This window comes from Streptomyces sp. PH10-H1, assembly GCF_030063355.1.
In the GTDB taxonomy this organism is placed as follows: Bacteria; Actinomycetota; Actinomycetes; order Streptomycetales; family Streptomycetaceae; genus Actinacidiphila.
The window spans coordinates 31,408-57,460 of the sequence record NZ_JASISZ010000031.1; the positions used below are offsets into that span (position 1 = coordinate 31,408).

At 70.4% G+C, this 26,053-nt stretch carries 26 protein-coding genes; 12 read left to right on the forward strand and 14 right to left on the reverse strand.

Features of this window, described 5'->3' with window-relative positions:
* The first annotated feature begins 139 nt into the window (after positions 1–139).
* The 6 genes from QMK24_RS19665 to QMK24_RS19690 all read left to right on the forward strand — a co-directional run bounded on the left by QMK24_RS19665 (position 140) and on the right by QMK24_RS19690 (position 5,441).
* Positions 140–1,303: an ABC transporter substrate-binding protein gene (locus QMK24_RS19665; protein ID WP_283467603.1), complete on the forward strand. Its 1,164-nt coding sequence runs from the start codon at positions 140–142 to the stop codon at positions 1,301–1,303.
* Complete coding sequence (locus QMK24_RS19670; protein WP_283467605.1) at positions 1,303–2,166, forward strand: ABC transporter permease; 864 nt, start codon at positions 1,303–1,305, stop codon at positions 2,164–2,166. Before QMK24_RS19665 ends, QMK24_RS19670 begins: the two co-directional genes overlap by 1 nt.
* Positions 2,154–3,041 (forward strand): ABC transporter permease, encoded by an 888-nt coding sequence (locus QMK24_RS19675; RefSeq protein ID WP_283467608.1) that lies wholly within the window; start codon positions 2,154–2,156, stop codon positions 3,039–3,041. Before QMK24_RS19670 ends, QMK24_RS19675 begins: the two co-directional genes overlap by 13 nt.
* The gene (locus tag QMK24_RS19680) at positions 3,038–4,120 is read left to right on the forward strand and encodes an ABC transporter ATP-binding protein (protein ID WP_283467610.1); all 1,083 of its coding nucleotides are present in this window, start codon (positions 3,038–3,040) and stop codon (positions 4,118–4,120) included. Before QMK24_RS19675 ends, QMK24_RS19680 begins: the two co-directional genes overlap by 4 nt.
* Positions 4,117–4,830 (forward strand): HAD family hydrolase, encoded by a 714-nt coding sequence (locus QMK24_RS19685; protein ID WP_283467613.1) that lies wholly within the window; start codon positions 4,117–4,119, stop codon positions 4,828–4,830. Before QMK24_RS19680 ends, QMK24_RS19685 begins: the two co-directional genes overlap by 4 nt.
* 74 nt (positions 4,831–4,904) lie before the next feature.
* The gene (locus QMK24_RS19690) at positions 4,905–5,441 is read left to right on the forward strand and encodes a DUF4383 domain-containing protein (protein ID WP_283467615.1); all 537 of its coding nucleotides are present in this window, start codon (positions 4,905–4,907) and stop codon (positions 5,439–5,441) included.
* A gap of 69 nt (positions 5,442–5,510) precedes the next feature.
* On the opposite strand, the gene QMK24_RS19695 is transcribed toward QMK24_RS19690, so the two are convergent.
* Complete coding sequence (locus tag QMK24_RS19695; protein WP_283467617.1) at positions 5,511–6,170, reverse strand: O-methyltransferase; 660 nt, start codon at positions 6,168–6,170, stop codon at positions 5,511–5,513.
* 35 nt (positions 6,171–6,205) lie between these two features.
* Between QMK24_RS19695 and QMK24_RS19700 the strand changes: the two genes are divergently transcribed.
* A complete protein-coding gene (locus tag QMK24_RS19700; protein ID WP_283467620.1) occupies positions 6,206–6,832 on the forward strand; it encodes a nucleoside/nucleotide kinase family protein in 627 nt (208 codons plus the stop codon).
* A gap of 46 nt (positions 6,833–6,878) precedes the next feature.
* Here QMK24_RS19700 and QMK24_RS19705 read toward each other — a convergent pair whose 3' ends face one another.
* The 3 genes from QMK24_RS19705 to QMK24_RS19715 all read right to left on the reverse strand — a co-directional run bounded on the left by QMK24_RS19705 (position 6,879) and on the right by QMK24_RS19715 (position 11,536).
* A complete protein-coding gene (locus QMK24_RS19705; RefSeq protein WP_283467621.1) occupies positions 6,879–7,781 on the reverse strand; it encodes an HAD family hydrolase in 903 nt (300 codons plus the stop codon).
* Positions 7,778–10,300 carry a phosphoribosyltransferase gene (locus QMK24_RS19710; protein ID WP_283467623.1) on the reverse strand — a complete coding sequence of 841 codons (2,523 nt, stop codon included), beginning with the start codon at positions 10,298–10,300 and terminating at the stop codon, positions 7,778–7,780. The genes QMK24_RS19705 and QMK24_RS19710 overlap by 4 nt, the downstream gene beginning before the upstream one ends.
* A 69-nt stretch (positions 10,301–10,369) precedes the next feature.
* On the reverse strand, positions 10,370–11,536 hold the full coding sequence (locus QMK24_RS19715) for an HpcH/HpaI aldolase/citrate lyase family protein (protein ID WP_283467624.1): 1,167 nt from the start codon (positions 11,534–11,536) through the stop codon (positions 10,370–10,372).
* A 177-nt stretch (positions 11,537–11,713) separates the two neighbouring features.
* Here QMK24_RS19715 and QMK24_RS19720 point away from each other — a divergent pair, with 177 nt between their 5' ends.
* Positions 11,714–12,544: a TerD family protein gene (locus QMK24_RS19720; RefSeq protein ID WP_283467626.1), complete on the forward strand. Its 831-nt coding sequence runs from the start codon at positions 11,714–11,716 to the stop codon at positions 12,542–12,544.
* Positions 12,545–12,585: 41 nt separating this feature from the next.
* Here QMK24_RS19720 and QMK24_RS19725 read toward each other — a convergent pair whose 3' ends face one another.
* From QMK24_RS19725 to QMK24_RS19750, 6 genes are all read right to left on the reverse strand, one after another.
* Positions 12,586–13,320, reverse strand: coding sequence for a TerD family protein (locus QMK24_RS19725; protein WP_283467627.1), 735 nt, complete (start codon positions 13,318–13,320; stop codon positions 12,586–12,588).
* 89 nt (positions 13,321–13,409) lie between these two features.
* On the reverse strand, positions 13,410–14,561 hold the full coding sequence (locus QMK24_RS19730) for a DUF475 domain-containing protein (protein ID WP_283467629.1): 1,152 nt from the start codon (positions 14,559–14,561) through the stop codon (positions 13,410–13,412).
* Between the two features lie 50 nt (positions 14,562–14,611).
* Positions 14,612–15,187 (reverse strand): TerD family protein, encoded by a 576-nt coding sequence (locus QMK24_RS19735; RefSeq protein WP_283467631.1) that lies wholly within the window; start codon positions 15,185–15,187, stop codon positions 14,612–14,614.
* Positions 15,188–15,273: 86 nt separating this feature from the next.
* A complete protein-coding gene (locus QMK24_RS19740) occupies positions 15,274–15,849 on the reverse strand; it encodes a TerD family protein (RefSeq protein ID WP_283467633.1) in 576 nt (191 codons plus the stop codon).
* A 111-nt stretch (positions 15,850–15,960) separates the two neighbouring features.
* Positions 15,961–16,419, reverse strand: a complete 459-nt coding sequence (locus QMK24_RS19745; protein ID WP_283467635.1) for a peroxiredoxin — start codon at positions 16,417–16,419, stop codon at positions 15,961–15,963.
* 124 nt (positions 16,420–16,543) lie between these two features.
* The gene (locus tag QMK24_RS19750; RefSeq protein ID WP_283467637.1) at positions 16,544–16,987 is read right to left on the reverse strand and encodes a DUF3052 domain-containing protein; all 444 of its coding nucleotides are present in this window, start codon (positions 16,985–16,987) and stop codon (positions 16,544–16,546) included.
* A gap of 381 nt (positions 16,988–17,368) precedes the next feature.
* Here QMK24_RS19750 and aceE point away from each other — a divergent pair, with 381 nt between their 5' ends.
* Entirely contained in the window at positions 17,369–20,101 is a 2,733-nt protein-coding gene (gene aceE, locus QMK24_RS19755) for a pyruvate dehydrogenase (acetyl-transferring), homodimeric type (protein ID WP_283467639.1), read from the forward strand.
* Positions 20,102–20,199: 98 nt separating this feature from the next.
* Here the strand turns inward: aceE and QMK24_RS19760 are convergent, their stop codons facing one another.
* Positions 20,200–20,475, reverse strand: a complete 276-nt coding sequence (locus QMK24_RS19760; protein ID WP_283467641.1) for a small hydrophobic protein — start codon at positions 20,473–20,475, stop codon at positions 20,200–20,202.
* A gap of 369 nt (positions 20,476–20,844) precedes the next feature.
* Here QMK24_RS19760 and QMK24_RS19765 point away from each other — a divergent pair, with 369 nt between their 5' ends.
* Positions 20,845–22,053, forward strand: a complete 1,209-nt coding sequence (locus QMK24_RS19765) for an alpha/beta hydrolase (protein WP_283467643.1) — start codon at positions 20,845–20,847, stop codon at positions 22,051–22,053.
* Positions 22,054–22,170: 117 nt separating this feature from the next.
* A complete protein-coding gene (locus QMK24_RS19770; RefSeq protein ID WP_283467645.1) occupies positions 22,171–22,896 on the forward strand; it encodes a DUF4429 domain-containing protein in 726 nt (241 codons plus the stop codon).
* On the opposite strand, the gene QMK24_RS19775 is transcribed toward QMK24_RS19770, so the two are convergent.
* Positions 22,874–23,929 carry an aldo/keto reductase gene (locus tag QMK24_RS19775; RefSeq protein ID WP_283467647.1) on the reverse strand — a complete coding sequence of 352 codons (1,056 nt, stop codon included), beginning with the start codon at positions 23,927–23,929 and terminating at the stop codon, positions 22,874–22,876. The genes QMK24_RS19770 and QMK24_RS19775 overlap by 23 nt on opposite strands.
* A 5-nt stretch (positions 23,930–23,934) precedes the next feature.
* On the reverse strand, positions 23,935–24,411 hold the full coding sequence (locus QMK24_RS19780; protein ID WP_283467649.1) for a MerR family transcriptional regulator: 477 nt from the start codon (positions 24,409–24,411) through the stop codon (positions 23,935–23,937).
* A 79-nt stretch (positions 24,412–24,490) separates the two neighbouring features.
* On the opposite strand from QMK24_RS19780, the gene QMK24_RS19785 reads away from it, so the two are divergent.
* The gene (locus QMK24_RS19785; RefSeq protein WP_283467652.1) at positions 24,491–25,306 is read left to right on the forward strand and encodes a serine hydrolase domain-containing protein; all 816 of its coding nucleotides are present in this window, start codon (positions 24,491–24,493) and stop codon (positions 25,304–25,306) included.
* A 38-nt stretch (positions 25,307–25,344) separates the two neighbouring features.
* On the opposite strand, the gene QMK24_RS19790 is transcribed toward QMK24_RS19785, so the two are convergent.
* Positions 25,345–26,010, reverse strand: a complete 666-nt coding sequence (locus QMK24_RS19790; RefSeq protein ID WP_283467655.1) for a pirin family protein — start codon at positions 26,008–26,010, stop codon at positions 25,345–25,347.
* Positions 26,011–26,053 lie beyond the last annotated feature (43 nt).

Sequence of the window (26,053 nt, forward strand, 5' to 3'; positions counted from 1 at the left end):
CTAACGGTCGGTTCCAGGGGAACCACGGCGTTCCCGTGACCGACTCCGGGACCAGGTGGTCCGTTCATCTTCCGGACACCAGCCTCCGGCGTACTGGGGTCGCGTTGTTCAAGTTGTACAGCCAACCCTGGCTACGTCCATGGAGAGTCCCGTGATTCTGCCCCGCCCCCGGGCCGCCGGCCTCGCAGGTGTCCTCGCCGTAGCGGCGCTCGGCCTCAGCGCCTGTGGCGCCGCACCCACCGAGACCACTGCGGCCGACGGCAAAAAGAGCGCCGCCACCGCAACCTCCGCCGCCGAGCTGGGCGGAATGGACGCCCTGGTCGCCGCCGCGAAGAAGGAGGGCAAGCTCAACGCGATCGCCCTCCCCCGCGACTGGGCCAACTACGGCGCGATCATCGACGGTTTCAGCAAGAAGTACGGCATCAAGGTCGAGGTCGAGAACCCCGACGCCTCCAGCCAGATCGAGATCTCCGCGATCAGCACCCGCAAGGGCCAGGACCGCGCCCCCGACGTCGTCGACCTCGGCAGCGCCTTCGCGCTCAGCGGTGCCACCCAGGGCCTTTTCGCGTCGTACAAGGTCGCGGACTACGAGAAGATCCCCGCGGCCCAGAAGGACGCACAGGCGCGCTGGTACTACGACTACGGCGGCTATGTCTCGATCGGCTGCGACGCCAAGCGCGTCAAGGAGTGCCCCAAGACCTTCGCGGACCTCCTCAAGCCGCAGTACAAGGGCCAGGTGGCGCTGAACGGCAACCCGACGAAGTCCGGTTCGGCCTTCGGCGGCGTCTACGCGGCGGCCATCGCCAACAAGGGCTCGTTCGACAACATCCAGCCCGGCCTGGACTTCTTCGGGCAGCTGAAGAAGTCAGGCAACTACAACCCGGTGGAGTCCACCCCGGCGACCGTCCAGAAGGGCGAGACGCCGATCAGCATCGACTGGGACTACCTCAACGCGGGTTACACCGACGAGTTCGGGTCCAAGGGCGTGGACTGGAAGGTCTCCATTTCCAGTGACGGCGTCTACGCCCAGTACTACGCGCAGGCCGTGAACAAGGACGCGCCGCACCCGGCGGCCGCCCGCCTGTGGGAGGAGTACCTGTACAGCTCCGAGGGCCAGAACCTGTGGCTCAAGGGCTACGCCCGTCCCGTGCTGATGGACGCCCTCAAGCAGTCCGGCGCCCTCGACTCGGCCGCCGCCGCCAAGCTGCCCGCCGTGGCCGGCACCCCGGTCTTCCCGACCCCCGCGCAGGTGGACGCGGCCAAGAAGGCCGTCACCCAGGGCTGGGCCAAGGCCGTCTCCTGATGATCCTGAAGACCCTGAAGAGCAGGGCGCCGGCCGGCCTGCTGGCGGTGCTTCCGCTCGTGCTGTTCATGCTGGTGGCGTTCGGACTGCCCGCCGCCGCCATGCTGACCGGCGCCTTCAGTACGTCGAGCGACGCGCCGGGAGGCGCGCGATGGACGACGTCGAACCTCACGGACTCCGTGCGGGGCGCGTATCTCACCGGGCTGATCGGCAGCGTGAAACTGTCCGCGCTGTCCGCGCTGCTGGCCACCGTGCTCGGACTCCCCCTCGCGCAGGCCGTGGTGACCTCCCGTCACCGCGCCCTGCGGGAGGGCGTCCTCGCGGCGTCCGGGGTGCTGGCCAACTTCGGCGGGGTGCCGCTCGCCTTCGCCTTCATCGCCACCCTCGGCAACGCGGGCGTGCTCACCGAGCACCTCGGGCTGACCGGCAAGGGCTGGAGCCTCTACACGTTCTGGGGCCTGGTGGTGGTCTATCTGTACTTCCTGCTGCCGCTGATGGTCCTGGCCATCACGCCGGCCCTCGAGGGGCTGCGCAAGCAGTGGCGTGAGGCCGCGCACAACAGCGGTGCCACCGGCTTCCAGTACTGGCGGCACGTGGCGCTGCCCGTACTGGCCCCGTCGCTGCTCGGCGGTTACGTGCTGCTCTTCGGCAGTGCCTTCGCCGCCTACGCCACGGCCGCCGCGCTGGGCAGCGGCTCGGTGCCGCTGATCACCGTGCAGATCGCCGACGCGCTGTCCGGCAACGTCCTGGTGGGCCAGGGCAACATCGCGCTCGCGCTCAGCCTGGACATGGTCGTGGTCGCCGGGCTCGTCATGGCGGTCTACGTCCCCCTCCAGCGAAGGAGCGCACGATGGCTCGACTGACCCGCAAGCCGATGTGGCGCGGCGCCGTCGGCCTGCTCGCCGGCCTGTACTTCCTGGTCCCGGTCGCCGCCTCGGTGATCTTCACCGTGGACATCCCGGGCCAGGGTCTCACCCTCGACGCGTACGGCGGCATCCTGGGCGCGGACGGCTTCACCGACAGTCTGCTGCTCACCATGGAGCTGGCCGCCGCGACCATCGTCCTGGTGATGGTGCTGCTGGTCCCCGCGCTGGTCGCGGTGCGGCTCGGCGCGCCCCGGCTGCGGCCGGTGCTGGAGATCGTCTGCTCGCTGCCGCTGGTGGTGCCCTCGGTGGCGCTGGTCTCCGGCTACAGCAGCGTGCTGCGCTGGGGGCCCGAACACCTTTCGCGCACCCCGCTGTTCCAGACGTTCACCGCGGTGCAGGACAAGCGGTTCCCGTTCGTCCTGGTCCTCGCCTACACGGTGATGGCGCTGCCGCTCGCCTACCGGGCGCTGGACTCCGGGATGCGCGCGGTCGACGTCCGCGTCCTGGTGGAGGCCGCCCGCAGCTGCGGCGCGAGCGCCCCTCGGGCCGTTCTGCAGGTGGTGCTGCCGAACATGCGCGGCGCGCTGCTGAACGCGTCCTTCCTCACCCTGGCGCTGGTGCTGGGCGAGTACACCGTCGGCGCACTGCTCGGATACCAGCCGTTCGCGGTGTGGATCGTCAACACCGGCGGCAACCAGGCCCAGCTGTCGGTGGCCGTCTCGGTGCTGAGCCTGGTGGTCACCTGGGTGCTGCTGCTCGTGCTCGCCGCCGCGGGCCGGCCCCGCGACCGGTCCCGTTCCCTGTCCCGTAAGTCCCGCCGGGCCGGCCGCGACGCGGCCGCTCCCGCACCGATCGCACAGGAGGCGGCATGACCGCCGCTACGGCCTTGCAGGCCACCACGTCCGACGCCACCGCCACGACCGTCGAGTTCCGGGCGCTGCGCAAGTCGTTCGGCGCCACGACGGCTCTCGACGGCCTCGATCTGACCGCCCGTCCCGGGGAGCTGCTCGCGCTGCTCGGCCCGTCCGGCTGCGGCAAGACCACGGCGCTGCGGATGCTGGCCGGCTTCGAACGGCCCGACTCCGGTGAGGTCCTGGTCGACGGCCTGGACATCAGCGCCGTCCCCGCACACCGCCGCGACGCCGGCATGGTCTTCCAGTCGTACAGCCTCTTCCCGCATCTGACGGCCGCCGACAATGTCGCGTTCGGCCTGAAGATGCGGCGCACCGGCGCCGCGGAACGGCGCTCGCGTGCCCATGAGCTGCTGGAGCTGGTGGGCCTGCCGCAGCACGCCGACCGCTTCCCGCACCAGTTGTCCGGCGGCCAGCAGCAGCGCGTGGCGCTGGCCCGCGCGCTGGCGCTGCGGCCCAAGGTGCTGCTGCTGGACGAACCGCTGTCGGCCCTTGACGCCAAGGTCCGGGTGACGCTGCGCGAGGAGATCAGACGGCTGCAGCAGGAGCTGCGGATCACCACCGTCTTCGTCACCCACGACCAGGAGGAGGCCTTGTCCACGGCCGACCGGGTCGCGGTCATGCGCGAGGGCCGGCTGGAGCAGTGCGCGGCGCCCGCCGAGCTGTACGACACGCCCGCGACCGCGTTCGTCGCTGAGTTCGTCGGCACCATGAACCGGCTGCCGGGCACGATGGCGGACGGCGACGTGGAGGTGCTCGGCCAGCGGCTGCCGGTGCGCGGCGACGCCCCGGCGCACAGTTCGGTGGACGTCCTGGTCCGCCCGGAGGCCCTGGAGGCCACCGCGGACGAGGACGGCCGCTCCCGGGTGCTCACCGCGGCCTTCCACGGCTCGGTCACCCGTCTCACCCTGTCGCTGCCGGACGGCGCCACCGTCAAGGCCGATGTGCCGAGCCACCGCGCGGCCACCCTGCCGGCCGGCGCCGCCGTCACCGTGACCCTCCCGCAGCGCCCGGTGCTCGTCGACGGACGTACCGCGTGACGTTGCAGGCGGTGCTCTTCGACATGGACGGCACGCTCGTCGACACCGAGGGGGTGTGGTGGGACGCGGTCGCCGAGACCGCGTCGGCGCTCGGCTACACGCTGGGCGAGGCGGACGTCCCGGAGGTGCTGGGCCGGTCCGTCGGCCACACCACCGGCCATCTCCTCACGGCCACCGGCACCGCCAGGACCCGCGAGGACCTGGCGGCGGAACTGGACGCGCGCTTCGCCGAGCTGGTGGCGCGCGAGGTGCGGCCGCGCCCCGGCGCGACCGTGCTGCTGGCCCGGCTGAAGGCCGAGGGGGTGACGACGGCGCTGGTCTCGGCCTCGCCGCGGCGCGTCGTGGATCTCGTGCTCGATGTGCTCGGCCGCGAGCACTTCGCGCTCTCCGTCACCGCCGACGACACCGCCCGCACCAAGCCGGCCCCTGACCCGTATCTGGCCGCCGCCCGGCTGCTGGGCGCCGATCCGGCCCGCTGTGTCGCGGTGGAGGACACCCCCACCGGTGTGGCCTCGGCCGAGGCCGCCGGCTGCCGGGTGCTGGCCGTCCCCTCCGTCGTCCCGATCCCGGCCGCCCCGGGCCGAACGGTGCTGCGCAGCCTGGAGCAGGCCGGGCCCGCGCTGCTGCGCTCCCTGGTGGACGGCGGCGTGGGCGGCGGCGTGAACGGCTTCGCCGACGGCGGTGTGGCGGGCCGAGTGGTTGAGATCTGAGCGTTCCGGGAGGATGCTTGAGGTAAGTGGGGCGCCAGGTTCCGCTTGTGCTCCGCTTCCGTGAAGGAGGCGTCATGCGACTGGACGAGCATCTTCCCGCGGATCACCGGCTCAGCCAGGTCTACCGCGTCGGCGCGGGACTCACCGGACTGGTGCTGCTGGTCTTCGGCATCCTCGGACTGCTGAACCAGGTGCCCTTCCTGGACACCCACGGCGACACCGTGGCGGGCCTCAATACCAACGGCACGCTCAGTGTCCTGTCGATCGCCGTCGGCTTCCTGCTCTTCGCGGGCATGGTCGTCGGCGGGAATACCGCCTCGACGCTGAACATGGTCCTCGGCGCGGCTTTCGTGCTCAGCGGCTTCGTCAATCTCGCCCTGCTGGACAGCGGCCACAACTTCCTGGCCTTCAAGATGCCGAACGTGCTGTTCAGCTTTGTCGTCGGGGTGATGCTGCTCGTCTTCGGGATGTACGGCCGGGTCACCGGTGGTCTCCCGCACAACAACCCGTACTGGCTGCGGCGCCACCCCGAGCAGGCGGCGCGTGAGGCGGCGGCACGGGCGGCTGCGGCCGCCCGCCGGACCCCGCCTCACGGGCTGCCGCAGCACTGAGAGCACGGGTCCGGGGGGCCGGAAGGGTCCGGGGGCCGGAGGGCCGGGTCAGCAGGGCGCCGTGCGGCCCTACCGCTTGCGGGCCAACGTGAGGCCGTCCGCGACGGTGAGCAGCACGTCGTCCACCCGGTCGTCCGCGCGCACCCGGTCGTTGAAGACCCGGATCGCGGCCGCGGCGCCCTCCACGGCCGGGTCGGTGACCGCCCCGTGGAAGAGCGTGTTGTCCACGACGATGAGGCCGCCGGGGTTCATCCGGGGCACGAGCTCCTCCCAGTAGGCGCCGTAGTTCACCTTGTCGGCGTCGAGGAAGACGAAGTCGATCCACGGCTCCACGGGCAGCGCGCGCAGGGTGTCGAGGGCCGGGGCGATCCGCAGGTCGATCCGGTCCGCCACGCCCGCCTTCGCCCATGCCTCGCGGCCGACGGCCGTCCACTCCTCGGAGACGTCGCAGGCGATCAGCTGTCCGTCGTCCGGGAGCGCCTGGGCCATCGACAGGGTGGAGAAACCGGTGAAGGTGCCGACCTCGACGATGCGGCGGGCGCCGGTCAGCCGCACGAGGAAGGCCAGCAGTGGTCCCTGCTCCTCCGCGGTCTGCAGCCCGGACACATCGGCGAGCCGGCTGTGGGTGATGTCGACCAGCTCCCGCTGCACCGGGTCCAGCGGCGGGTTGTGCTCGAGTACATATGCGTACAGCTCGGGGGTGAGCTGCGGATTCTTCGTCTCGTACAAGGCTTCTCCTCGGGTGGACGCTTAAGGTGACGGGCATGCTCGTCGATGACGCCGTCGCCCTCGTGCCCAGCATTCCAGGCCGCAGGGCCCTGCTGGGGCTGGCCGGCGCGCCCGCCGCGGGCAAGTCCACCCTCGCCCGCCGGCTGGTGGACGGGGTCAACGCGCGGCTCGGCTCGGACATGGCGGCGTACGTCCCCATGGACGGGTTCCATCTGTCCCGCGCCCAGTTGGAACGGCTCGGGCGCGGCGGCCGCAAGGGCGCGCCCGACACCTTCGACGTGGACGGCTACGTCCAGCTGCTGCGCCGGCTGCGGTCCAGCCACGAACGCCCCGTCTATGTGCCCGAGTTCGACCGCCGGCTGGAGGAGCCGATCGCCGCGGGGCTGGTCGTGCTCCCTGAGGTGCGGCTGATCGTCACGGAGGGGAACTACCTCGCCGACGACGGGACGGGCTGGGAATCGGTGCGCGATCTGCTCGACGAACTGTGGTTCGTCGACGCGCCGCGCGCGGTGCGCGAGCGGCGGCTGCTGCGCCGCCACATCCGCGGCGGCCGCAGCGAACCCGAGGCGCGCGCCTTCATCGACTCCAGCGAGCGCCCCAACGCGGCCCGGGTCGAGGCCGCCCGCGCCAACTGCACCCGGGTGGTCACCACCGCGGACTAGGGCCTGTCCGGCCTTTCGTGATCGGCCGGACAGGCCCTAGCGCCGGTCAGTGCCCGGCGCCGGACGCCTGGGCGCGAACGGCTCCGCGCGGCGCGGGAGTCACACCACCCCGGCCGTCCCCGGCGTGCGCGAGCATCCTCCGCAGGATCTCCTCGCCCGCCGCCACACCCACCGTGGCCAGCGGCGTCACATGCGGCGCCGACCATCCGCCGTCCGCCAGCTCCCCGTGCCCCGGCCGCCAGCCGGCGTCGGCGGCGAGCAGCAGATCGGCGTCGAGGAGCGAGTCCCCCGCGGCCAGCACACGCGTGGCGCCGGTACGCCGTACGACCTCTTCGAGCGCCGAGCTCTTGGACAGCGGCTTGGGAACCGTGTAGATCTTCCGGCCCTGCAGCGACACCGTCCAGCCGCGCCCGTCGGCCCACTCGGCCAGGTCCTTCACGAAGGTCTCGGGCAGCAGCGACCGCTCCACCACGAGGTACGCGAACAGCTCCTCGGCCACCCGCTCCTTGCGCAGCCACGCCGGGTCCGTCACCCGCGCCAGATGCGCGCGCACTTCGGCCAGCGGCACCGAGCCGTCCGCGAGACGGCGGCGCATCTCGGCGTTCCAGTCCTGGTCGGTACGCCCGTCGACCAGCAGATGGCCGCCGTTCGCGCAGATCGCGAAACGCGGCACCGGGCCCGGCAGGCTGATCCGCCGGTACTGCTTGCGCGTACGGGTGGTGGCGGGCACGAACTCCGCCTCGGCGGCGAGCCGCTGGACCAGACCGGCCGCGGTCTCCGTCATGAACGACAGCGGCTTCGCCTCGTGCACCTCGACGCAGAGCAGCCGCGGCGCGTGCTCGTCGGGCATCGCCAGCGCCAGCGCGGCGGAGGAATAGATCAGCGTGCGGTCCAGGTCGCTGGCCACGAGGGTACGGGGGGTACGAGGGGTACGGCCTCCGGCGGTCATCGGGCGACCGCCTTGCCATCGGTACCGGTGGCCCCACGCGTGCTGTGCTCATCCGGGGGGCAACCCCCGGACCCCCGGTCGGAAATCCCGCCCGCCGCCAGGCCGTCGGCCCCCGTGGCCCCACGCGTGAAGCGCGGGTGGATCAGGCCGACGCACGAGTACGGCAGCCCGTCCACCTCCTCCACCGGCACCCCGCGCTGCTCGGCGAGCAGCCGCACATGGTCCAGGTCGGCGCCGCCCCCGCGCTGCGCGAGGATCCGCCACGGGACGCGGCGCAGCAGCACCCGCGTCGTCTCGCCGACCCCCGGCTTGACGAGGTTGACGTCCCCGATGCCGTACTCCTCGCTGATCCGCTCGACGGCGGCCCAGCCCTCCCAGGTGGGGCTGCGGTCCTGCGACTGGAGCGCCTTGACGTCCTCGGCGACGGCGTCGGCGACCTCGCCGAAGCGGGCCGTCACGGCGTCCAGGAAGAGCCCCGAGACATCCGCGCCGGCCAGCTCGCGGTAGAATTTCGCGCCGTGGAACTCATCGGGACCGGTCAGGTCGGCACGCAGTACCGTGCGCGATATGAGCCCGGAGACGGTGGAGTTGAGGCACGCGGAGGGTATGAGGAAGTCGTCGCGGGTGCCGTAGGTGCGCACACAGCCGCCCGGGTCGGCGAGCACCGCGATGTCCGGGTTGAAGGCCCCGAACGGCTTGACGGCCTCGGCCAGTTCCCGGGTGATGGCGCCCTTGCCGGTCCAGCCGTCGACGAAGACGGCCTGCCCGGGGTCGTGGTGCTCGGCCAGCCAGCGCAGCGCGGTCGGGTCGAGGCCCCGGCCGCGCACGATCGAGACGGCGTAGTGCGGCAGCTCCAGGCCGTGGGCGTGGAGCGCCCAGCGGCGCATCAGCACACCGACGGGCGTGCCGGCGCGCGCCAGCGAGACGAGAACCGCGTCAGGGCCGCGTTCGGCGAGCACCAGCTCGGTGACGGCGCCCACCGCCCGCGCGATCCGGCCCGCCGACGTGTCCAGCGCGGCACGGAACAGCGCCTGGTACGCCTCGCCCGGCTGGTACTCCACCGGCAGCGACTCCGCGTAGTGCGCCCCGCCGCTCTGGACCGCCTCCTCGCGCTCCTCGGTCGGCGCCTCCAGGGCGACATCCGAGAGGTCCTTCAGCAGCCAGCCGACCTCCTCCGCCGCGTACGACGAGAACGCCGGGCCGCGCAGGGGAGAGGGGAGGGTACGGGTCTGGGCCATCTGCGGAACCTGTCCGTTCGGTTGGTACGCGGGCACGACCGCGAGCAGTACGTGTCCGGTGTGAGCGGCGAGATGCGCCAGCAGCCCGTCGGGCGCGTGCAGCGCCGGGGTGTCCCCCGCCGAGTCGACGACGGCGATGATCACGTCGAAACCGCCGCCCGCGACGTTGTAGGCGTAGCGCGGGCCGGGCCCGTCGGAGGGGTCGTCATGGGCCGGGAAGACGATCCGGGTGCGGATCGCGTAACCGGGGTCGTCCACGGCCAGGACGGGCGAGCGGGTGGTGGTGGAGAAGCGGACCTCGGCGCCGGTGCCGTCCTGGATCTCCTGCGCGAGCCGCAGCGGCGCGTACATCAGCTCCTCGTTGCCGAGGACCAGGATGCGACGCGGTTCGACCAGGCCCGGGCCCTGATCGTGCAGGGCGACGCGCACCGCTTCCGCCATGCCCGGCAGCGCGGCCTCCAGCCGCTCCCGGTGCTCAGGCGTGAACCCGTGCCGTCCGCCGTCCGGCAGCCCCTCGGGCCAGCCCAGGTCGACCCGGACCGCCTCGTACGACGCGGCGGGCGCGGGCGGCGGGGTCTCGTGGGCCGCGACGAGCGCCTGGCCGCGTTCCAGTACGCCGTCCGGCAGCCGGACCGTCCCGGACGCCAGCGACAGCAGGTCGACGCGGGCGCCGAGCCCGGCCGCGAACTCGTCCAGCCGCACCCGGTCGGCGTCCGACCGCATGTCGACGAGCGCGACGACCACGTAGTGGGCGCGAGGGTGGCGGTCGTGCAGATCCCTGATCGTGTTGAGGATGGTCTGGCCGGTCGAGAACTCGTCGTCGACCAGCACCAGCGGTCCGTCTCCGCTCAGCAGCTCCGGGTCCTCCGGCAGCAGCAGATGCCCGGTCGCGTGGCTGTGCTCCTCCTCGAAGCCGCCGGCCGCCGCGATTCCGGCGACGGCGCGCCGCGTCGAGTGCAGATACGGCGCGAGGGCGACACCGTCGGCGACCGCGTGGCCGAGACCCGTCGCGGTCTCCGCGTAACCGAGGACGACGGCCCGCGCGGCCTCCGCGTCACCGAGCAGTTCCCTGACCCTGCGGCCCAGCCCGTATCCGGCGGCGTGGACGTCGAAGGGATGCCGGGGAACGTGCTTGCCCAGCACATTCGATACCAACAGGTGGGCGCGCTTCTTGTTCTCCCGCAGCGCGAGCCCCAGCAGCGCGTTCAGCCCTTCGCCTTCGAGGGCGATGTCCAGCCGGTCGGCGACCCACTGGCCGGACCATGTCGGTGTTGCTGCCATGCGGTGGTTCTCACTTCTGTGCATCAGGTGCGGCGCATCAGGTACGGCGCTGGTCGGGTGCTGCGTTGATCAGGACGGCAGGCAGGCCGCGAGCAGTTCCACGAAGCCGATGTCCGCGCGGGCCACACCGAAGATCTCGGCGCGGCCCATGGTGCGCTCGGCCCAGGCCCGGTGGGGCTTCACCTCGTTCATCTTGTTCGTGTACGCGGAGCGCAGGACCCCGCCGCCGCTGCGGTCCTCGTGGAGGATGTCGGCGGCGTCGCAGTACTCCTCGTGTGTGACCACGTTCAGCGCGTGAACGGGGAAGACGTGCGTCGGGTGGATGCAGGTCTTGCCCTGGAGCCCGTTGGCCCGGTCCAGCTCGATCTCCCGGAGCAGCCCGTCCAGATCGTGCTCGATGAGCGCGGTGCGCAGGTCCTCCGCCTCGGGGGTGAAGGGGCTGCGCCGCAGCTGCGGCTTGAACATCCGCTCGTGGTGCCGGAAGTACTCCCACACCGGACCGCTCACCGTGAACCCGGTGCCGTCGGCCCGTCCGAAGACGTTGACGACGTCCGCGATCACGGAGGCGACGATCTGCACGTCGTATGCCGTCATCGCGGGCGCCCGGCGCAGCCCGTACGAGGAGCAGAAGTCCGTCACGCCCAGCCGCAGGGCCAGCACGCGGTCGCGGTACTTGTCGACGGTGCGGGAGATCCCCGACAACGTCTCGACACGGCTCTCCAGATGCATGAGCTGCGGGGACTCCAGCACCGGCATCGCGAAGAGCCGGTGGCCCGACGCCGCCTCCGCGGCGGCCAGCGCCTCCAGGAAGGGGATGCCGCTCTCCTCGGTGAACTTCGGCAGCACGAATCCGGTCAGCAGTCGCACAGTGTCACCGAGCCGCCGCACCAGGTCGCCTATCTGGGCGGGGTTGCGGACCCGGATGAACAGCAGCGGAGGGTCGCTGACGCTCTTCCGCCGGTCGAGGTCGGCGAACTGCCGGACCAGATTGGCCTCGGCGGCGACGACCTCGCGGTCGTCGATGGAGTCCTCCAGGCAGAGCACCATGGACACCACGCCGTGCGCGGCCTGCTTCAGCACGTCGTCAGCGAGGTGCGGCCGGGTCGCCGGGCTGTAGAGGGTCGCGCCGAGGGCGACGGAGAGTGTGCGGGCGGAGGAGTCCGCGGTGAATTCCTGCGGCTCGCGGTGGAACAGTTCGTTCCGTACGTCTGGCGCAAGGTGTCCGAAGTGGCGCATATGCCCCCTTTTATGCGTGGCTGACCCAATGGTAGCTGGCGGATTATCGTACGTGCGGTCACACGACTGACGTTCCCCCCGCGCGTGAAAATCAGGTAACTCGCACACGTCGGTCGTATGACCTCTGTCAGCGCTTCCGGTCCCCTGCGTTGTGGCCCGGACGCCGGGGAAGGCAGGATGACCGCCATGACCCACGCGATGGTGAAGGGCTCGAACATCCCCCTGGACGTCCTGGGGATCCGGGCGGTGCTGCGCTGGAGCCCCGGCGCCGGCGTCCCCGACGTCGACGCCTCGGCCCTCCTGCTGGGCGCGGACGGCCGGGTCCGCTCCGACGCGGACTTCGTCTTCTACAACGAGCCCAGGCATCCCTCCGGCCTGGCCCGCCACCTCCCGAAGAAACGCGTCGCCGAGGGCCTCACCGACACCGTCGAGGTCGACCTGGCGTCGCTGGACGCCTCCGTGGCCCGCGTCGTCATCGCCGCGTCCGCCGACGGCGGCTCCTTCGGCCACGTCCCCGACCTGCACGTCCTGCTCTACGACACCGCGGCCGCCGTCCACGCCGCCCCGCTGGCGACCTTCGACGTCACGCCCGACACCGGCGACGAGACCGCACTGATCTGCGGCGAGCTGTACCGCCGCGACACCACCTGGAAGTTCCGCGCCCTCGGACAGGGCTACGCGACCGGCCTCGTCGGCCTCGCCACCGAATTCGGCATCGCCGTCGACGACGACACGAACGCGGACCCCGATTCCGGGCCCGCCGCCGAGGGGCCCGCCCAGGCGGCCCCCGCCGCCCCGGAACCCGACGCCACCTCCGCGTACGGCTACCCGCTCCCTGAGCCGTCTCCCGGCCACGTACCCGCCCAGCCCGCCTACGGGTACCCCCAGCCCCCGCAGCAGCGCCCCCAGCCCGCCGCACCGGCCTACGGCTACCCGCAGCCGGTGGCCGCCGCACCGGGCTTCGTCCTGCCCCCGCAGGGCCCCCAGTTCCAGACCGGCCACCGCTAGGGCCTGTCCGGGGCCCGCCCTGCCGGGATCCGCGGCCGCCGTCACACCTTGGACTTGTAGCCCCGTCCCCACTGCAGACCCCAGCCGTACAGCCGGTCGATCTCGGCCTGGAAGCCGTAGACGTACTTCACCTCGCGCCGCACCATCATCTCGCCCTTGCGGTTCTCGATGAGGACCACCGCACAGGACCGCGCCTGCGGCTCGCGCTCGCTCAGCGGGATCTCGATCCGCGGGCCCGAGCTGGGGAAGAGGGTGACCATGGCGTGGGTGCGGTCGAACGCGGGCGTGCCGTCGTAGATGTAGACGAAGACCAGGAGTCGGACGAATTCGTCCCTTTTGTCGAAGTTGATGTATATCGTCTCGCCCGAAGTGCCGCCGAACCGGTCGTCACCGCTGAGCTTGACGTACGGCGGTTCGTTCAGGTCGCCCAGGAAGTTGCCGAGCGGCTGGACGACGCCCTTGGTCCCGTCGGCGAGTTCGTACATGCACGCCAGGTCGAGGTCGACATTGACCATGGCGGGCCCCGCGGCCTGCACGATCTCCGGCTTGAAGAGGTTCATCCGGCGGCCGAACAGCCCGCTGCCGCCCTGCTTGTTCCAGCCGCCGGTGTCCGAGGTGCGCATCTCCCAGGAGAGATTGATCCGCAGGTTGCCGACGGCCGCCCCCTGCTTGCTCAGCGAGACCACCGGGTGCCGCTTCGTGAGCTCCACCGTGTGCGCGTTGGCGACGTCGAACTGTGATGCGCCGCTGGGCCGCAGGAACTTCCACCACGACATGACAACCCCTCCCCTGAACTCCCCTGAACGGACACCGCCCCCCGCCGGATCGGCGGGGGGCGGGAATTCTCGCTCCGGGATTCAGACTGTCAGACCCCGGACGACACTTCCGCCGTATCGTTCGACCCCTCTGAGTTTTCCCCGATTCGACGGTTTCGCACCACCGAGGACCAGTAGGAAGCCGCGATCAGCACCACGCCGACGAGGCCCGTGATGACCTCGTTGATCTGGAACTTGATCGTGGCGAGCAGGATGAACGCCAGCGCGCCGATCGCGTAGTGCGCGCCGTGCTCCAGGTACACGTAGTCGTCCAGGGTGCCCTTGCGGACCAGGAAGACCGTCAGCGACCGGATGTACATCGCGCCGATACCGAGGCCGAGCGCCATCTCGAAGATGTCGTTGGTGATCGCGAACGCGCCGATGACGCCGTCGAACGAGAACGACGCGTCGATGACCTCGAGGTAGAGGAACATGAAGAACGCGGCCTTGCCGGCCAGGCCGACGACCGCCGCCGTACTGCCCTTCGTGGAGGCCGCCGTCTCCTCGTCCGCGTCGTCCTCGTCCTCGTCCTCGTCCTCGTCCAGCTGGTCCTCGAAGAATCCGGAGATCCCGCCGACGACCAGATACGTGATGAGACCGGCGATACCGGACAGCAGCACCGTCGCGGTCTTGTCGATCGTCCCACTCCCGCCGTGCACCGGAACGCCGGTGGCGACCGTGGTCGCGGCGATGACCAGCACGACCATGGCGATCACGACGGACAGCATGTCCAGCTTGCCGAGCTTGCCGAGCGGCTTCTCCAGCCACCCGAGCCACCGGATGTCCCGCTCCTCGAAAAGGAAGTCGAGGAAGATCATGAGCAGGAACATCCCGCCGAACGCGGCGATCGCCGGGTGCGCGCCGGTGACCAGCGCCTCGTAGCGGTTGTGGTCGTTGATCGCGACCTTGACCGCTTCGAGCGGGCTGAGCTTGGCGGTGATGGCCACGATGACCACGGGGAAGACGAGCCGCATACCGAAGACGGCGATCAGGATGCCGACGGTGAGGAACATCTTCTGCCAGAACGCGTTCATCTTCCGGAGGATCCCGGCGTTGATGACCGCGTTGTCGAACGACAGCGAGATCTCCAGGACCGAGAGGATCGCGACAACCGCAAGCCCCTTTACCCCCCAGAGGTACGCGGCCAAGGCCAGGCCGGCGGCAGTGATGCCGAACGACCAGCCAAATGTCTTGAGGAGCACGGGCTACCCAGTCCTTCTCTACGAGAGATCCCCCCGCGCAGAGCGCGGCTTTACGAAACGTTGACCCCGAAGTCTAGGGCGATGCCTCGCAGTCCCGACGCGTACCCCTGGCCTACGGCCCGGAATTTCCATTCGCCGTTGTACCGGTACAGCTCACCGAAGATCATCGCGGTCTCGCTCGAGGCGTCCTCGGAGAGGTCGTAGCGCGCCAGCTCGGCCTGGTCGAACTGGTTCACCACGCGGATGTAGGCGTTGCTGACCTGGCCGAAGGTCTGGCCGCGGCTGTCGGCCTCGTGGATGGAGACGGGGAAGACGACCTTGTCGACACGCTCGGGGACCTTGGTGAGGTCGACGAGGATCTCCTCGTCGTCCCCTTCGCCCTCGCCGGTGAGGTTGTCACCGGTGTGCTCGACGGAGCCCTCGGGGCTCTTGAGGTTGTTGTAGAAGACGAAGTGTTCGTCGCTGAGTACCCGGCCGTTGGCGCACAACAGTGCGCTGGCGTCGAGGTCGAAGTCCGCGCCCGTGGTGGAGCGCGCGTCCCAGCCGAGGGCGATCATCACCTGGGTGAGATTCGGTGCGGCCTTGCTGAGGGAGACATTGCCCCCCTTGGCGAGCGTGACGCCCATGGTTTTCGCTTCCTCCCCGTGCGTACTGAGGTCGGTACGTGCACGGCGCCGCACGCCCTTGCCGGGTGTGCGGCGCCGCAGGCGGTTCAGACGTTGACGCCGAAGTCCTGCGCGATGCCGCGCAGTCCGGAGGCGTAGCCCTGGCCGATGGCGCGGAACTTCCACTCCGCGCCGTTGCGGTAGAGCTCACCGAAGACCATGGCGGTCTCGGTGGAGGCGTCCTCGGTGAGGTCGTAGCGCGCCAGCTCGTTGTTGTCCGCCTGGTTCACGACGCGGATGTACGCGTTGCGGACCTGGCCGAAGCTCTGCTGGCGGCTCTCGGCCTCGTAGATCGAGACCGGGAACACGATCTTGGCGATATCGGCCGGGACGCCGGCCAGGTTCACCTTGATGACCTCGTCGTCGCCCTCGCCCGAGCCGGTGAGGTTGTCACCGAGGTGCTCGACCGAGCCGTCGGGGCTCTTGAGGTTGTTGAAGAAGACGAAGTGCTGGTCGGAGATGACCTTGCCCTCGGGGCTCGCCAGCAGTGCGCTGGCGTCGAGGTCGAAGTCCGCTCCGGTAGTGGTCCGGGCGTCCCATCCCAGAGCGACGATGACCGCCGTGAGATTCGGGGCCTCCTTCGTCAGTGAGACGTTTCCACCCTTGCTGAGGCTGACTCCCACGAGTCCTCCCATACGGTCGTGGGGTGTCAGGAAGAACCCTCGCCCCCGTCGTGCGGTACACAGATCAACGCGTTGAGCTTAGTGAGCAGTTCCCGATGACTACAGCCCGTTCTACAGCTCTTCGAGCGCCTTTGCGTAGTCATGAAGATCGCGGGCGTCCGGCAGGCCGTTGACGACCGTCCAGCGGACCACGCCCTCCTTGTCGATGACGAAGGTGCCGCGCACCGCGCAGCCCTTCTCCTCGTCGAAGACGCCATAGGCGCGGGAGGCCTCGCCGTGCGGCCAGAAGTCGGAGAGCAGCGGGTATCCCAGGCCCTCCTTCTCGGCGAAGACGCGCAGCGAGAACGGGGCATCACTGGAGACGGCGAGGAGCTGCACCTCGTCGTTCTGGAACCTCGGCAGTTCGTCGCGCAGGGCGCAGAGTTCCCCGGTGCAGACACCGGTGAAGGCGTACGGGTAGAAGAGCAGGACGACGTTCTTCTCGCCGCGGAAGTCGGAGAGCCGCACGGTCTGGCCGTGCTGGTTCTTCAGCTCGAAGTCCGGGGCCTTGCTGCCGACCTCGATCGCCATACGGCCACATCCTCGTCTCGGTACCGGGAAGGTCACGGCCAGTGTGTCACTGCCGTCCGGGGCGGGACGCACCGCGCCCCCGGCGACCGAGGTCACCGGGGGCGCGGAGCAGGGTCCGGAAGAGTTATCGCTTGCCGGCGGCCCTGGCCGTCTTCGGAGTGACCAGGCGGCTGCCGGTCCAGTCCTTGGCGGCGTTGACAGTGCTGGTCTGGGCCAGACCTGCGGTCTGGGCCGCCTCGCCGATCTCGCTTGGCTCGACATGGCCGACTCGGCCCGTCTTCGGGGTCATGAGCCAGATCGGGGCGCCGTCGTCGATCGTCGACGTGGCGTCGACCAAGGCGTCGGTGAGGTCGCCGTCGTCCTCGCGGAACCACAGCAGGACGGCGTCGGGCACGTCGTCGTATTCCTCATCGGCGAGCTCTTCGCCCGTGAGCTCCTCGATACCTTCTCGGAGCTCCTGGTCGCAGTCCTCGTCGTACCCGAGCTCCTGGACCACCTGTCCGGTCTCGAAACCAAGCCGGCCAGCCGGGTTGGTCCGCTCCTCCGCGTGGTCCGCGGTCGCGCTCACGCTTTGCCTCCTGTCATGGGGGGAAACTCCCCGCACCTGCGCGGGGTTATTGGCGGTAGTCCACACGGGCGCGGCGGATCGCGCAAGTACCCGGCATCCGATCCCGCCCAAACGTTGACGTGTCACCTTATCCCGCACGTCCGATCGTGACGCAGATCACGCCGGTTTGCCGGGGTTGTGCACGAATGAAGTCAGGGGTCGGTCGTACGTCCGAGTGGGCGTAGAGTTGCGATTTGGCCGCCCGGCGACCTGCTTCGCTGCGCACCCCTCCGTCTCACGGAGTGGCAGTTACCGCTCAGTAGAGATGACGTTTCTGGCGACGCGGTACACGATGGAGGCGGCGCGACCCAGCAGAGCAAGACCTAGTAGCGAAGGAACAGCGTGGCTTCCGGATCCGATCGCAACCCGATCATCATTGGCGGCCTTCCCAGCCAGGTCCCGGACTTTGATCCCGAGGAAACGGCGGAATGGCTCGACTCGCTCGACGCGGCTATCGACGAACGCGGCCGTGAGCGTGCCCGCTACCTGATGCTCCGCCTCATCGAGCGCGCCCGCGAGAAGCGCGTCGCGGTGCCCGAGATGCGCAGCACGGACTACATCAACACCATCGCGACCAAGGACGAGCCGTTCTTCCCCGGCAACGAGGAGATCGAGCGCAAGGTCCTGAACGCGACCCGCTGGAATGCGGCGGTCATGGTGTCGCGCGCCCAGCGCCCCGGTATCGGTGTCGGCGGCCACATCGCCACCTTCGCCTCCTCGGCCTCCCTCTACGACGTGGGCTTCAACCACTTCTTCCGGGGCAAGGACGAGGGCGACGGCGGCGACCAGATCTTCTTCCAGGGGCACGCCTCGCCGGGCATCTACGCCCGCGCCTTCCTCCTGGACCGGCTCTCCGAGCAGCAGCTCGACGCGTTCCGCCAGGAGAAGTCGAAGGCCCCGTACGGCCTGTCCAGCTACCCGCACCCGCGGCTCATGCCGGACTTCTGGGAGTTCCCGACCGTCTCGATGGGCCTCGGCCCGCTCGGCGCGATCTACCAGGCGCGGATGAACCGCTACATGCAGGCGCGCGGCATCGCCGACACCTCCAAGTCGCACGTCTGGGCGTATCTGGGCGACGGGGAGATGGACGAGCCCGAGTCGCTCGGCCAGCTGTCGATCGCCGCCCGTGAGGGCCTGGACAACCTGACGTTCGTCGTCAACTGCAACCTGCAGCGCCTCGACGGGCCGGTACGCGGTAACGGCAAGATCATCCAGGAGCTGGAGTCGCAGTTCCGGGGCGCCGGCTGGAACGTCATCAAGCTGGTCTGGGACCGCAGCTGGGACCCGCTGCTCGCCCAGGACCGCGACGGCATCCTGGTGAACAAGATGAACACCACGCCGGACGGACAATTCCAGACGTACGCCACCGAGACCGGCGGCTACATCCGTGAACACTTCTTCGGTGACGACCAGCGGCTGCGCAAGATGGTCGAGGGCATGACCGACGAGCAGATCCTGCACCTGGGACGCGGCGGTCACGACCACAAGAAGGTCTACGCGGCGTACGCGGCGGCCAAGGCCCACAAGGGCCAGCCGACGGTGATCCTCGCCCAGACCATCAAGGGCTGGACCCTGGGTCCGAACTTCGAGGGCCGCAACGCTACCCACCAGATGAAGAAGCTGACGACCGAGGACCTCAAGCGCTTCCGCGACCGGCTGCACATCCCGATCACGGACAAGCAGCTCGACGAGGGCTACCCGCCGTACTACCACCCGGGTCGCGACTCCGAAGAGATCCAGTACATGCACGACCACCGCAAGGCGTGCGGCGGCTATGTGCCGACCCGTGTGGTGCGCGCGAAGCCGCTGCCGCTTCCGGACGAGAAGACGTACGCACCGGCCAAGAAGGGCTCCGGGCAGCAGTCGATCGCCACCACCATGGCGTTCGTCCGCATCCTCAAGGAACTCATGCGGGACAAGGAGATCGGCAAGCGTTTCGTGCTGATCGCCCCGGACGAGTACCGCACCTTCGGTATGGACGCGTTCTTCCCGTCGGCGAAGATCTACAACCCGCTGGGCCAGCAGTACGAGGCCGTGGACCGCGACCTGCTCCTCGCGTACAAGGAGTCGCCGACCGGCCAGATGCTGCACGACGGCATCTCCGAGGCGGGCTGTACGGCCTCGCTGATCGCGGCGGGCTCCGCCTACGCGACCCACGGTGAGCCGCTGATCCCGGTCTATGTCTTCTACTCGATGTTCGGGTTCCAGCGCACCGGTGACCAGTTCTGGCAGATGGCCGACCAGCTGGCGCGTGGCTTCGTGCTCGGCGCGACCGCCGGCCGGACCACCCTTACGGGTGAAGGTCTGCAGCACGCGGACGGCCATTCGCAGCTGCTCGCCTCGACCAACCCGGCCGTCGTCGCGTACGACCCGGCGTTCGGCTTCGAGATCGCGCACATCGTGCAGGACGGTCTGAAGCGGATGTACGGCGAGAACGCCGAGGACATCTTCTACTACCTGACCGTCTACAACGAGCCGATCCAGCACCCCGCCGAGCCGGCCGATGTGGATGCCGAGGGCATCCTCAAGGGCCTGTACCGGTACGCGGAGGGCGCCGCCGGCACCATTCCGGCGCAGATCCTGGCGTCCGGTGTGGCGGTTCCGTGGGCGATCGAGGCGCAGAAGATCCTCGCCGAGGAGTGGAACGTCAAGGCGGACGTCTGGTCGGCCACCTCCTGGAACGAGCTGCGCCGGGACGCCATCGCGGTGGAGGAGCACAATCTGCTCCACCCCGAGGAGGAGCAGCGCGTCCCGTACATCACGAGCAAGCTCGCCGGTGTGCAGGGCCCGTTCGTGGCCGTCTCGGACTGGATGCGCGCCGTACCGGACCAGATCTCGCGCTGGGTCCCGGGCACGTACCAGTCGCTGGGCGCCGACGGTTTCGGCTTCGCCGACACCCGTGGCGCGGCCCGCCGCTTCTTCCACATCGACGCGCAGTCGATCGTCCTGGGTGTGCTCACCGAGCTCGCCCGTGACGGCCGGATCGACCGTTCGGTGCTGAAGCAGGCCGTGGACCGTTACCAGCTGCTCGACGTCTCGGCGGCCGACCCGGGCGCCGCGGGCGGCGACGCCTGAGGCGGCGGGTCATTCGTTAGGTCTACGTTCGAACGCCGGGCCCGCACCCTTTCCGTGGTGGGGGCCCGGCGTTCGTCATGGGGCGCCCGGTGCCGCCGTCACTGCGCCAGCCACAGGACGGCGATGACCGTGTCGATGGCACCGAGGATGACGGCGACGACCGCGGGGATCGACTTTCCGCCACGCCAGCTGCGGCCCATGGCGAGCCAGCCGAAGATGATCGCGGCCGGTCCGAGCAGGATTCCCAGCACGAAGAAGCCGGCGATCGCGCAGCCGGCGCCGAGGACGGCGATCGTTCCGGTGCGGGTGGCGGTGCCGGCGCCGGTGCGGTTACGGGCGCGGATACGGGAGCGGGTGCGGGTTCTGGCGGCCATCGTCCCTCCGTAAGGTTTCGGGGCTCGACGTTCGCGTTCCCCACCCCTGGCCGCCCATGCGGCGTCAGTTCTCCCAGCCTTGAACGCCCTGACGGCGTAACGGGATTCGGGCACCCAGGTCCCCGTCGGACAGGTGTCGAACTCGGCTTGGGCTGAGCTCCGGCTGAGCTCCGGCCGGGCGCTTCCGTTTGGCCTCTTTCGCCACTTTCGAAACGTGACTTGAGTCACCACGGGCTCAGGCATGCCCGTGCGTCTTCTACGCTGGCTGGAGTTACCGCAAACCTCCGGGGGTACATCCCCCCGCGCACCCTCTGCCGACGGACCGGGTCGGTGTGCGCGTCCGGGACGATTTCGCGAGGCAATCCTGTAGTGACCCCGTTCGATGAGCGCTTCAACGCAACGTCCCTTCGGGCCCTGCTGGCCCTGGCCGTGGTCTTCATCATGCTCGCGACCACCGGCTGGACCGCAGTGAGACCGCACAAGGGCGCCGGCGATCCACGGGCGGCCGCACTGTCCTCCTGGCTGCACGGCTCGGTGGCCGGGCACAAGCTGCCCAGCCCCGCGGTCGGCGCGGACTCCATCGCGTACTTCTTCACGACGCTGACCGCCGGGCAGACCCGTCAGCTCGCCAACCGCTACCCGCTCGTCGTCGGCAACCTCGACGGCGCGCCGGTGAGCCTGCGCTACCTGGCCAACCGGGTGGCGCTCGCGCAGACGCGCGTCTCTGAGATCGCCCGCTCGCACAGCTCCCTGCTCACCCCCGCCGGCCGCATGGACGCGGACAAGCGCGCCCGCCGCTATGCCTCGCTGCTGAGCGACGGGCGGCAGATCCTCGCCTTCGACCCCAGCGGAGCGGGCCGGGCCGCCGAGGTCTTCGGCGATCTGGCTTCCGCCGACCGGGTGGCCCTTGTGGTGCCGGGTGTGGACACCGACATCAGCACCTTCGAACGCACCGCCAAGTCGTACGCGGCCCCGGTCGGCATGGCCCGCGCCCTGTACACGGCGGAGCGCACCCAGGACCCGTCCGCGAAAACCGCGGTGATCGCCTGGGCGAACTACACGACGCCCTCGGGCGTGGGCCTGGACGCGTCCACCGGCGAGCTGGCCGAGCAGGGCGCCGTCCGGCTGAACTCCCTGGTCGACGCACTCCCCGCCGGCGCGCGCGTCTCGCTCTTCTGCCACTCGTACGGCTCGGTGCTGTGCGGAGTGGCGGCGCCCGACCTGCCGCAGGGCCAGATCTCCGACATCACCGTCTTCGGCAGTCCGGGGATGCGGGTGAACCACGCCGAGCAGCTCCACACCTCGGCCAACGTGTGGGCGGCCCGCGATCCGAGCGACTGGATCGGATCTGTGCCGCACCTGGAGATCGCGGGTCTCGGACATGGCGCCGACCCGGTCTCCGAGTCCTTCGGGGCGCGCGTGATCGGCACCGAGGGCGCTCTCGGCCACCCCGGCTACTTCGCGCCCGGCGCCGAGAGCCTGGCGAACTTCACGGACATCGCCCTGGGCCACTACGGCTCCGTGCAGTGCGCTCCCGGCCGCGAGGACTGCGCGTCCGGCCTCCACCAACAGAGCTGAGCGCCGAGCCGGGTGCCGGACCCATGGCGGAGCCGTCCGTAGGCCCGGGTCCGGTGCGCCTTCGTATTTCCAGCCCGTCAGGCGGTTGAGCGTGAATTCGGCCCTACGATGAGCCATATGGGTGACGTTTTGGCCGGATCCAATGCCATGTGGGAGTTCGACACGGATGCCGTCGTCATCCGGTACGAGCGCGGGGTGCGCAATTCGAAGCTTCTCCAGACGCTCGGCGAGCGCCGGATCCCGTACGCGGCCCTGACCGGCGTCGAACTCTCCCCGGGCAAGCGCGGCACCGTCGTCCTGCGCGCGCTGCCGCGGCCCGGCGCCGATCCGCTGATGGAGGCGGCGAGCGGCCAGCTGAAGGAGGCCGCCGACCCCTACCGGCTGGTGCTGCCCGCCGAACGCGAGACGCTCGCCGAGTACTACGCGGACGAACTGCGGGTGTCGGTCACCGACAACGACACCGGCGAACCGGCCGACCGCTTCCTGGTGGCCGCGCCCGCCGGGCCGCAGTCCTTCAAGGCGTACGACGCCAAAGCCGCCTTCGACGGCCGCACGGTGTCCTTCCGCTGGTTCTGGACGGGCGCCTCGACCGCCAAGTGGAAGGCCGGCGACCAGCACTTCCCGGTCACCGGCCTGACGGGCATCGACTGGCGCTCCCCCGAGCTGCTCCACGGCTATCTGCGGCTGCGGCCGCAGAACGACGGCGAGCGGCCCGGCGACCCGGACCAGGACCCGGCCGCGGTGGTCTTCGGGCTCGGCTACGGGCAGGTCCACGAGTCGCTGCCGTTCGCCGCCGCCGTGCTGGCCGCCGTCCAGACCGCTACTCGCGCGCGGCGGAAGTAGAGCTCATGTCCGGGTAGCGGTCGCCCGCGACCTGCCCGGCGATCGGTTCCAGCCACTCCAGTTCCCGCGCGCCGAGCGTGATCCGGGTCGCGCCGGTGTTCTCCAGTACACGGCTCGCCTTGCGGGTGCCCGGGATGGGCACCACGGTCAGCCGGTGCGCCCGGGCCCGCTGCTGCACCCAGGCGAGCGCGATCTGTCCCAGCGTGGCTCCGTGCGCCGCGGCGATCCGGCGGACCGGCTCCAGTAGATCCGCGTTCCGCTTGGCGTTCTCGCCGGTGAATCGCGGCTGGAACTGCCGGTAGTCACTACCGGTGAGCTCCGTCGTGGCGTCCTGGAACGCCCCGGTCAGGAAGCCCCGGCCGAGCGGCGAGTACGGCACGAAGGCCACTCCCAGCTCGGCGGCCGCCGGTACCGCGCTGCGTTCCACATCGCGGCTGAACAGCGACCACTCGGACTGCAGCGCGGCGATCGGATGTACGGCGTGCGCCTCGCGCAGCTCCGCGCCCGTCACCTCGGACAGGCCCAGGTGCTTGACCTTGCCCTCCCGCACCAGCTCGGCCATGGCGCCGACGGACTCCGCGAACGGGACGGCGGGGTCGCGGCGGTGCATGTAGTACAGGTCGATGACGTCCGTGCCGAGGCGGCGCAGGCTGGCCTCGACGGCCTGCCGGATGTACGCGCGGTCGTTGCGGATCCCGCGGTAGTGCTCGTCGTCCGCGCTGCGTTCGATGGCGAACTTGGTCGCCAGTGTGATCTCGTCCCGGTGCGCCTTCACGAACGGCGCGATGAACTCCTCGTTCGCCCCCGACCCGTAGACGTCGGCGGTGTCGAACAGCGTGACGCCCGCCTCCAGCGCCGCGCCCAGTGTCGCCAGCGCGGCGGCCTCGTCGGTGTCGCCGTAGAACTCGCTCATGCCCATGCAGCCCAGGCCCTGGACGCCGACCAGCGGTCCGTCCGTGCCGAGCCGTACCGTGTCGATCCTGTCGGTGCTTGCGCTGTCGGTGCTTGCGCTGTCGTTCGCGTTGTCGCTCATCAGGGTCAGGCCCTCTCCGGCGCCCGACGGGCGCCCGCATACATGTCGATCTTGTAGTCCAGCACCTCGAGGGTGTCCCGCAACTCGGCGATCCGCCGGTGCACGTCCTCGCGGTGCGCGACGAGCAGCTGCTGCCGCTCGCCGAAGGTCTGGTCGCCCTCGCGCACCAGCTCCGCGTACCTGACCATGTCCGCGACCGGCATTCCGGTCAGCCGGAGCTTGCCGACGAAGGCCAGCCAGTGCAGATCACGATTGCTGTAGCGGCGCTGCCCGGTGTGGGAGCGGTCCACATGCGGCATCAGTCCGATCCGCTCGTACCAGCGCAGGGTGTGCGCGGTCAGCCCGGTCACCGTGACCACTTCGCTGATCGTGTACTGGTCCTGGCCGTCCGGCCGCAGAATCGAGGTTTCGTCGTCGCAGCTGGCGATCCGGCCGGGCCGTCTCTTCGCCACCTTCGTCACGGCCACCTGCGTTACGGTCATGCCCCTACGCTACGGACTTGGAGTGCACTCCAAGCAAGCGGCTTCAGAAGATCTTTCCGCCCGCGTTACGCTCGCCCCCATGGAGAGCTTGCGCGAGATCCAGAACTGGCCGGTCCCGTCGGCCGCCGTCACCGTCGTTCGCCGGGACGGCACGGTGGCCGGCTCCCACGGCCCGGTGGGTGACCGCTTCCGGCTCGCCTCCGTCACCAAGCCGCTGACGGCCTACGCGGCGCTGGTCGCCTGCGAGGAGGGCGTCTTCGAGCTGGACGACCCGGCGGGGCCCGAGGGCTCGACGGTCCGCCATCTGCTCGCCCACACCTCGGGCCTCGCCTTCGACGAGCACCGGGTGATGGCCGCGCCCGGCGACCGCAGGCTCTACTCCAACGCCGGTTTCGAGGTCCTCGCCGACCACATCGCCGAGGTCACCGGCATACCGTTCCCCGAATACCTGCGCCAGGCCGTCCTGGAGCCGCTGGGCATGGCCGCCACCACCCTCCCGGGCTCCGCCGCCTCCGACGCCGTCTCCACCGTCGAGGACCTCGTGCGCTTCGCCGCCGAGCTGCAGGCGCCGCGCATTCTGCACCCCTCCACCCTGGACGAGGCGACGTCCGTCGTCTTCCCCGGCCTCAAGGGCGTGCTCCCCGGCTACGGCCACCAGAACCCCAACGACTGGGGCCTCGGCTTCGAGATCCGCGACTCCAAGACCCCGCACTGGACCGGCTCCGTCTCCAGTCCGCGCACCTTCGGGCACTTCGGCCAGACCGGGACCTTCCTGTGGGTCGACCCGGACGCGGGCGCCGCCTGCGTCTGCCTCACCGACCGCGCCTGGGGCGCGTGGGCGGTCCCGCTGTGGCCCGCCCTGACGGACGCGGTTCTCGCGGAACTGCGCGGTTGATCCCAGTCAGCCGGTCCCGCTCGGACGGTCCCGCTCGGCTACCCCTGCTCGGCACGGGGGCTCGGACGCATCTCCCACACCAGGTACTCCACCGGCCCGTCCGCCTCGGCCCGCAGCCCCTCCGCCCCGGTGACGCGCGCCGCATCGCCCTCGCCGAGTGACTCCGTGCCCAGCCGGACGCTTCCGCGCACCACATGGATGTACAGGAAGGGCGCGTCCGGCAGCGCCATCGTGCCGCGGCCGACGACGAGCGTGGCGTGCGGCTGCCGTTCCGGGACGAACCGCGTGCCGCGTTCGGTGGTTTCGATGGCATAGCGCGGCTCGCCGCCGGACACCGCCGGCTCCAGCCACATCTGAAGGAACCTCAGCGGGACGTCACCGGCGTTGCGTTCCACATGCCGGACGCCGTCACCCGCGCTGAGCAGCTGTACCTCCCCGGCCCGCACCACCGTCCCGTGTCCCGCGGAGTCCCGGTGCCCCAGTTCCCCCTCGATCACCCATGTCACGATCTCGACGGCCCGGTGCGGATGCTCGGCGAAGCCGGCGCCGGGCGCCAGCCGCTCCTCGTTGCACGCCAGCAGCGGCCCGAACCGCAGGTTGTCCGGGTCGTAGTGGGACCCGAACGAGAAGGCGTGCAGGGTCTCGATCCCCCCGGCGGGATCGCCGCCGGCATACCGCTGTCCACCGCGCCAGACTTCGATCATTCCGCCACGGTACAAGCGCCCGGCGCGCACCCCGGCACCGCGC

Excerpts from the sequence above, each read along its gene's own strand:
- QMK24_RS19715 (WP_283467624.1), bottom strand. The coding sequence starts at position 11,536 with ATGCGCCACTTCGGACACCTTGCGCCAGACGTACGGAACGAACTGTTC.
- QMK24_RS19700 (WP_283467620.1), top strand. The coding sequence starts at position 6,206 with ATGCTCGTCGATGACGCCGTCGCCCTCGTGCCCAGCATTCCAGGCCGC.
- QMK24_RS19665 (WP_283467603.1), top strand. The coding sequence starts at position 140 with ATGGAGAGTCCCGTGATTCTGCCCCGCCCCCGGGCCGCCGGCCTCGCA.
- QMK24_RS19705 (WP_283467621.1), bottom strand. The coding sequence starts at position 7,781 with ATGACCGCCGGAGGCCGTACCCCTCGTACCCCCCGTACCCTCGTGGCC.
- QMK24_RS19760 (WP_283467641.1), bottom strand. The coding sequence starts at position 20,475 with ATGGCCGCCAGAACCCGCACCCGCTCCCGTATCCGCGCCCGTAACCGC.
- QMK24_RS19735 (WP_283467631.1), bottom strand. The coding sequence starts at position 15,187 with ATGGGCGTCACGCTCGCCAAGGGGGGCAATGTCTCCCTCAGCAAGGCC.
- QMK24_RS19770 (WP_283467645.1), top strand. The coding sequence starts at position 22,171 with ATGGGTGACGTTTTGGCCGGATCCAATGCCATGTGGGAGTTCGACACG.
- QMK24_RS19785 (WP_283467652.1), top strand. The coding sequence starts at position 24,491 with ATGGAGAGCTTGCGCGAGATCCAGAACTGGCCGGTCCCGTCGGCCGCC.
- QMK24_RS19690 (WP_283467615.1), top strand. The coding sequence starts at position 4,905 with ATGCGACTGGACGAGCATCTTCCCGCGGATCACCGGCTCAGCCAGGTC.
- QMK24_RS19775 (WP_283467647.1), bottom strand. The coding sequence starts at position 23,929 with ATGAGCGACAACGCGAACGACAGCGCAAGCACCGACAGCGCAAGCACC.
- QMK24_RS19720 (WP_283467626.1), top strand. The coding sequence starts at position 11,714 with ATGACCGCCATGACCCACGCGATGGTGAAGGGCTCGAACATCCCCCTG.
- QMK24_RS19710 (WP_283467623.1), bottom strand. The coding sequence starts at position 10,300 with ATGGCAGCAACACCGACATGGTCCGGCCAGTGGGTCGCCGACCGGCTG.
- QMK24_RS19680 (WP_283467610.1), top strand. The coding sequence starts at position 3,038 with ATGACCGCCGCTACGGCCTTGCAGGCCACCACGTCCGACGCCACCGCC.
- QMK24_RS19745 (WP_283467635.1), bottom strand. The coding sequence starts at position 16,419 with ATGGCGATCGAGGTCGGCAGCAAGGCCCCGGACTTCGAGCTGAAGAAC.
- QMK24_RS19675 (WP_283467608.1), top strand. The coding sequence starts at position 2,154 with ATGGCTCGACTGACCCGCAAGCCGATGTGGCGCGGCGCCGTCGGCCTG.
- QMK24_RS19780 (WP_283467649.1), bottom strand. The coding sequence starts at position 24,411 with ATGACCGTAACGCAGGTGGCCGTGACGAAGGTGGCGAAGAGACGGCCC.
- QMK24_RS19725 (WP_283467627.1), bottom strand. The coding sequence starts at position 13,320 with ATGTCGTGGTGGAAGTTCCTGCGGCCCAGCGGCGCATCACAGTTCGAC.
- QMK24_RS19790 (WP_283467655.1), bottom strand. The coding sequence starts at position 26,010 with ATGATCGAAGTCTGGCGCGGTGGACAGCGGTATGCCGGCGGCGATCCC.
- QMK24_RS19670 (WP_283467605.1), top strand. The coding sequence starts at position 1,303 with ATGATCCTGAAGACCCTGAAGAGCAGGGCGCCGGCCGGCCTGCTGGCG.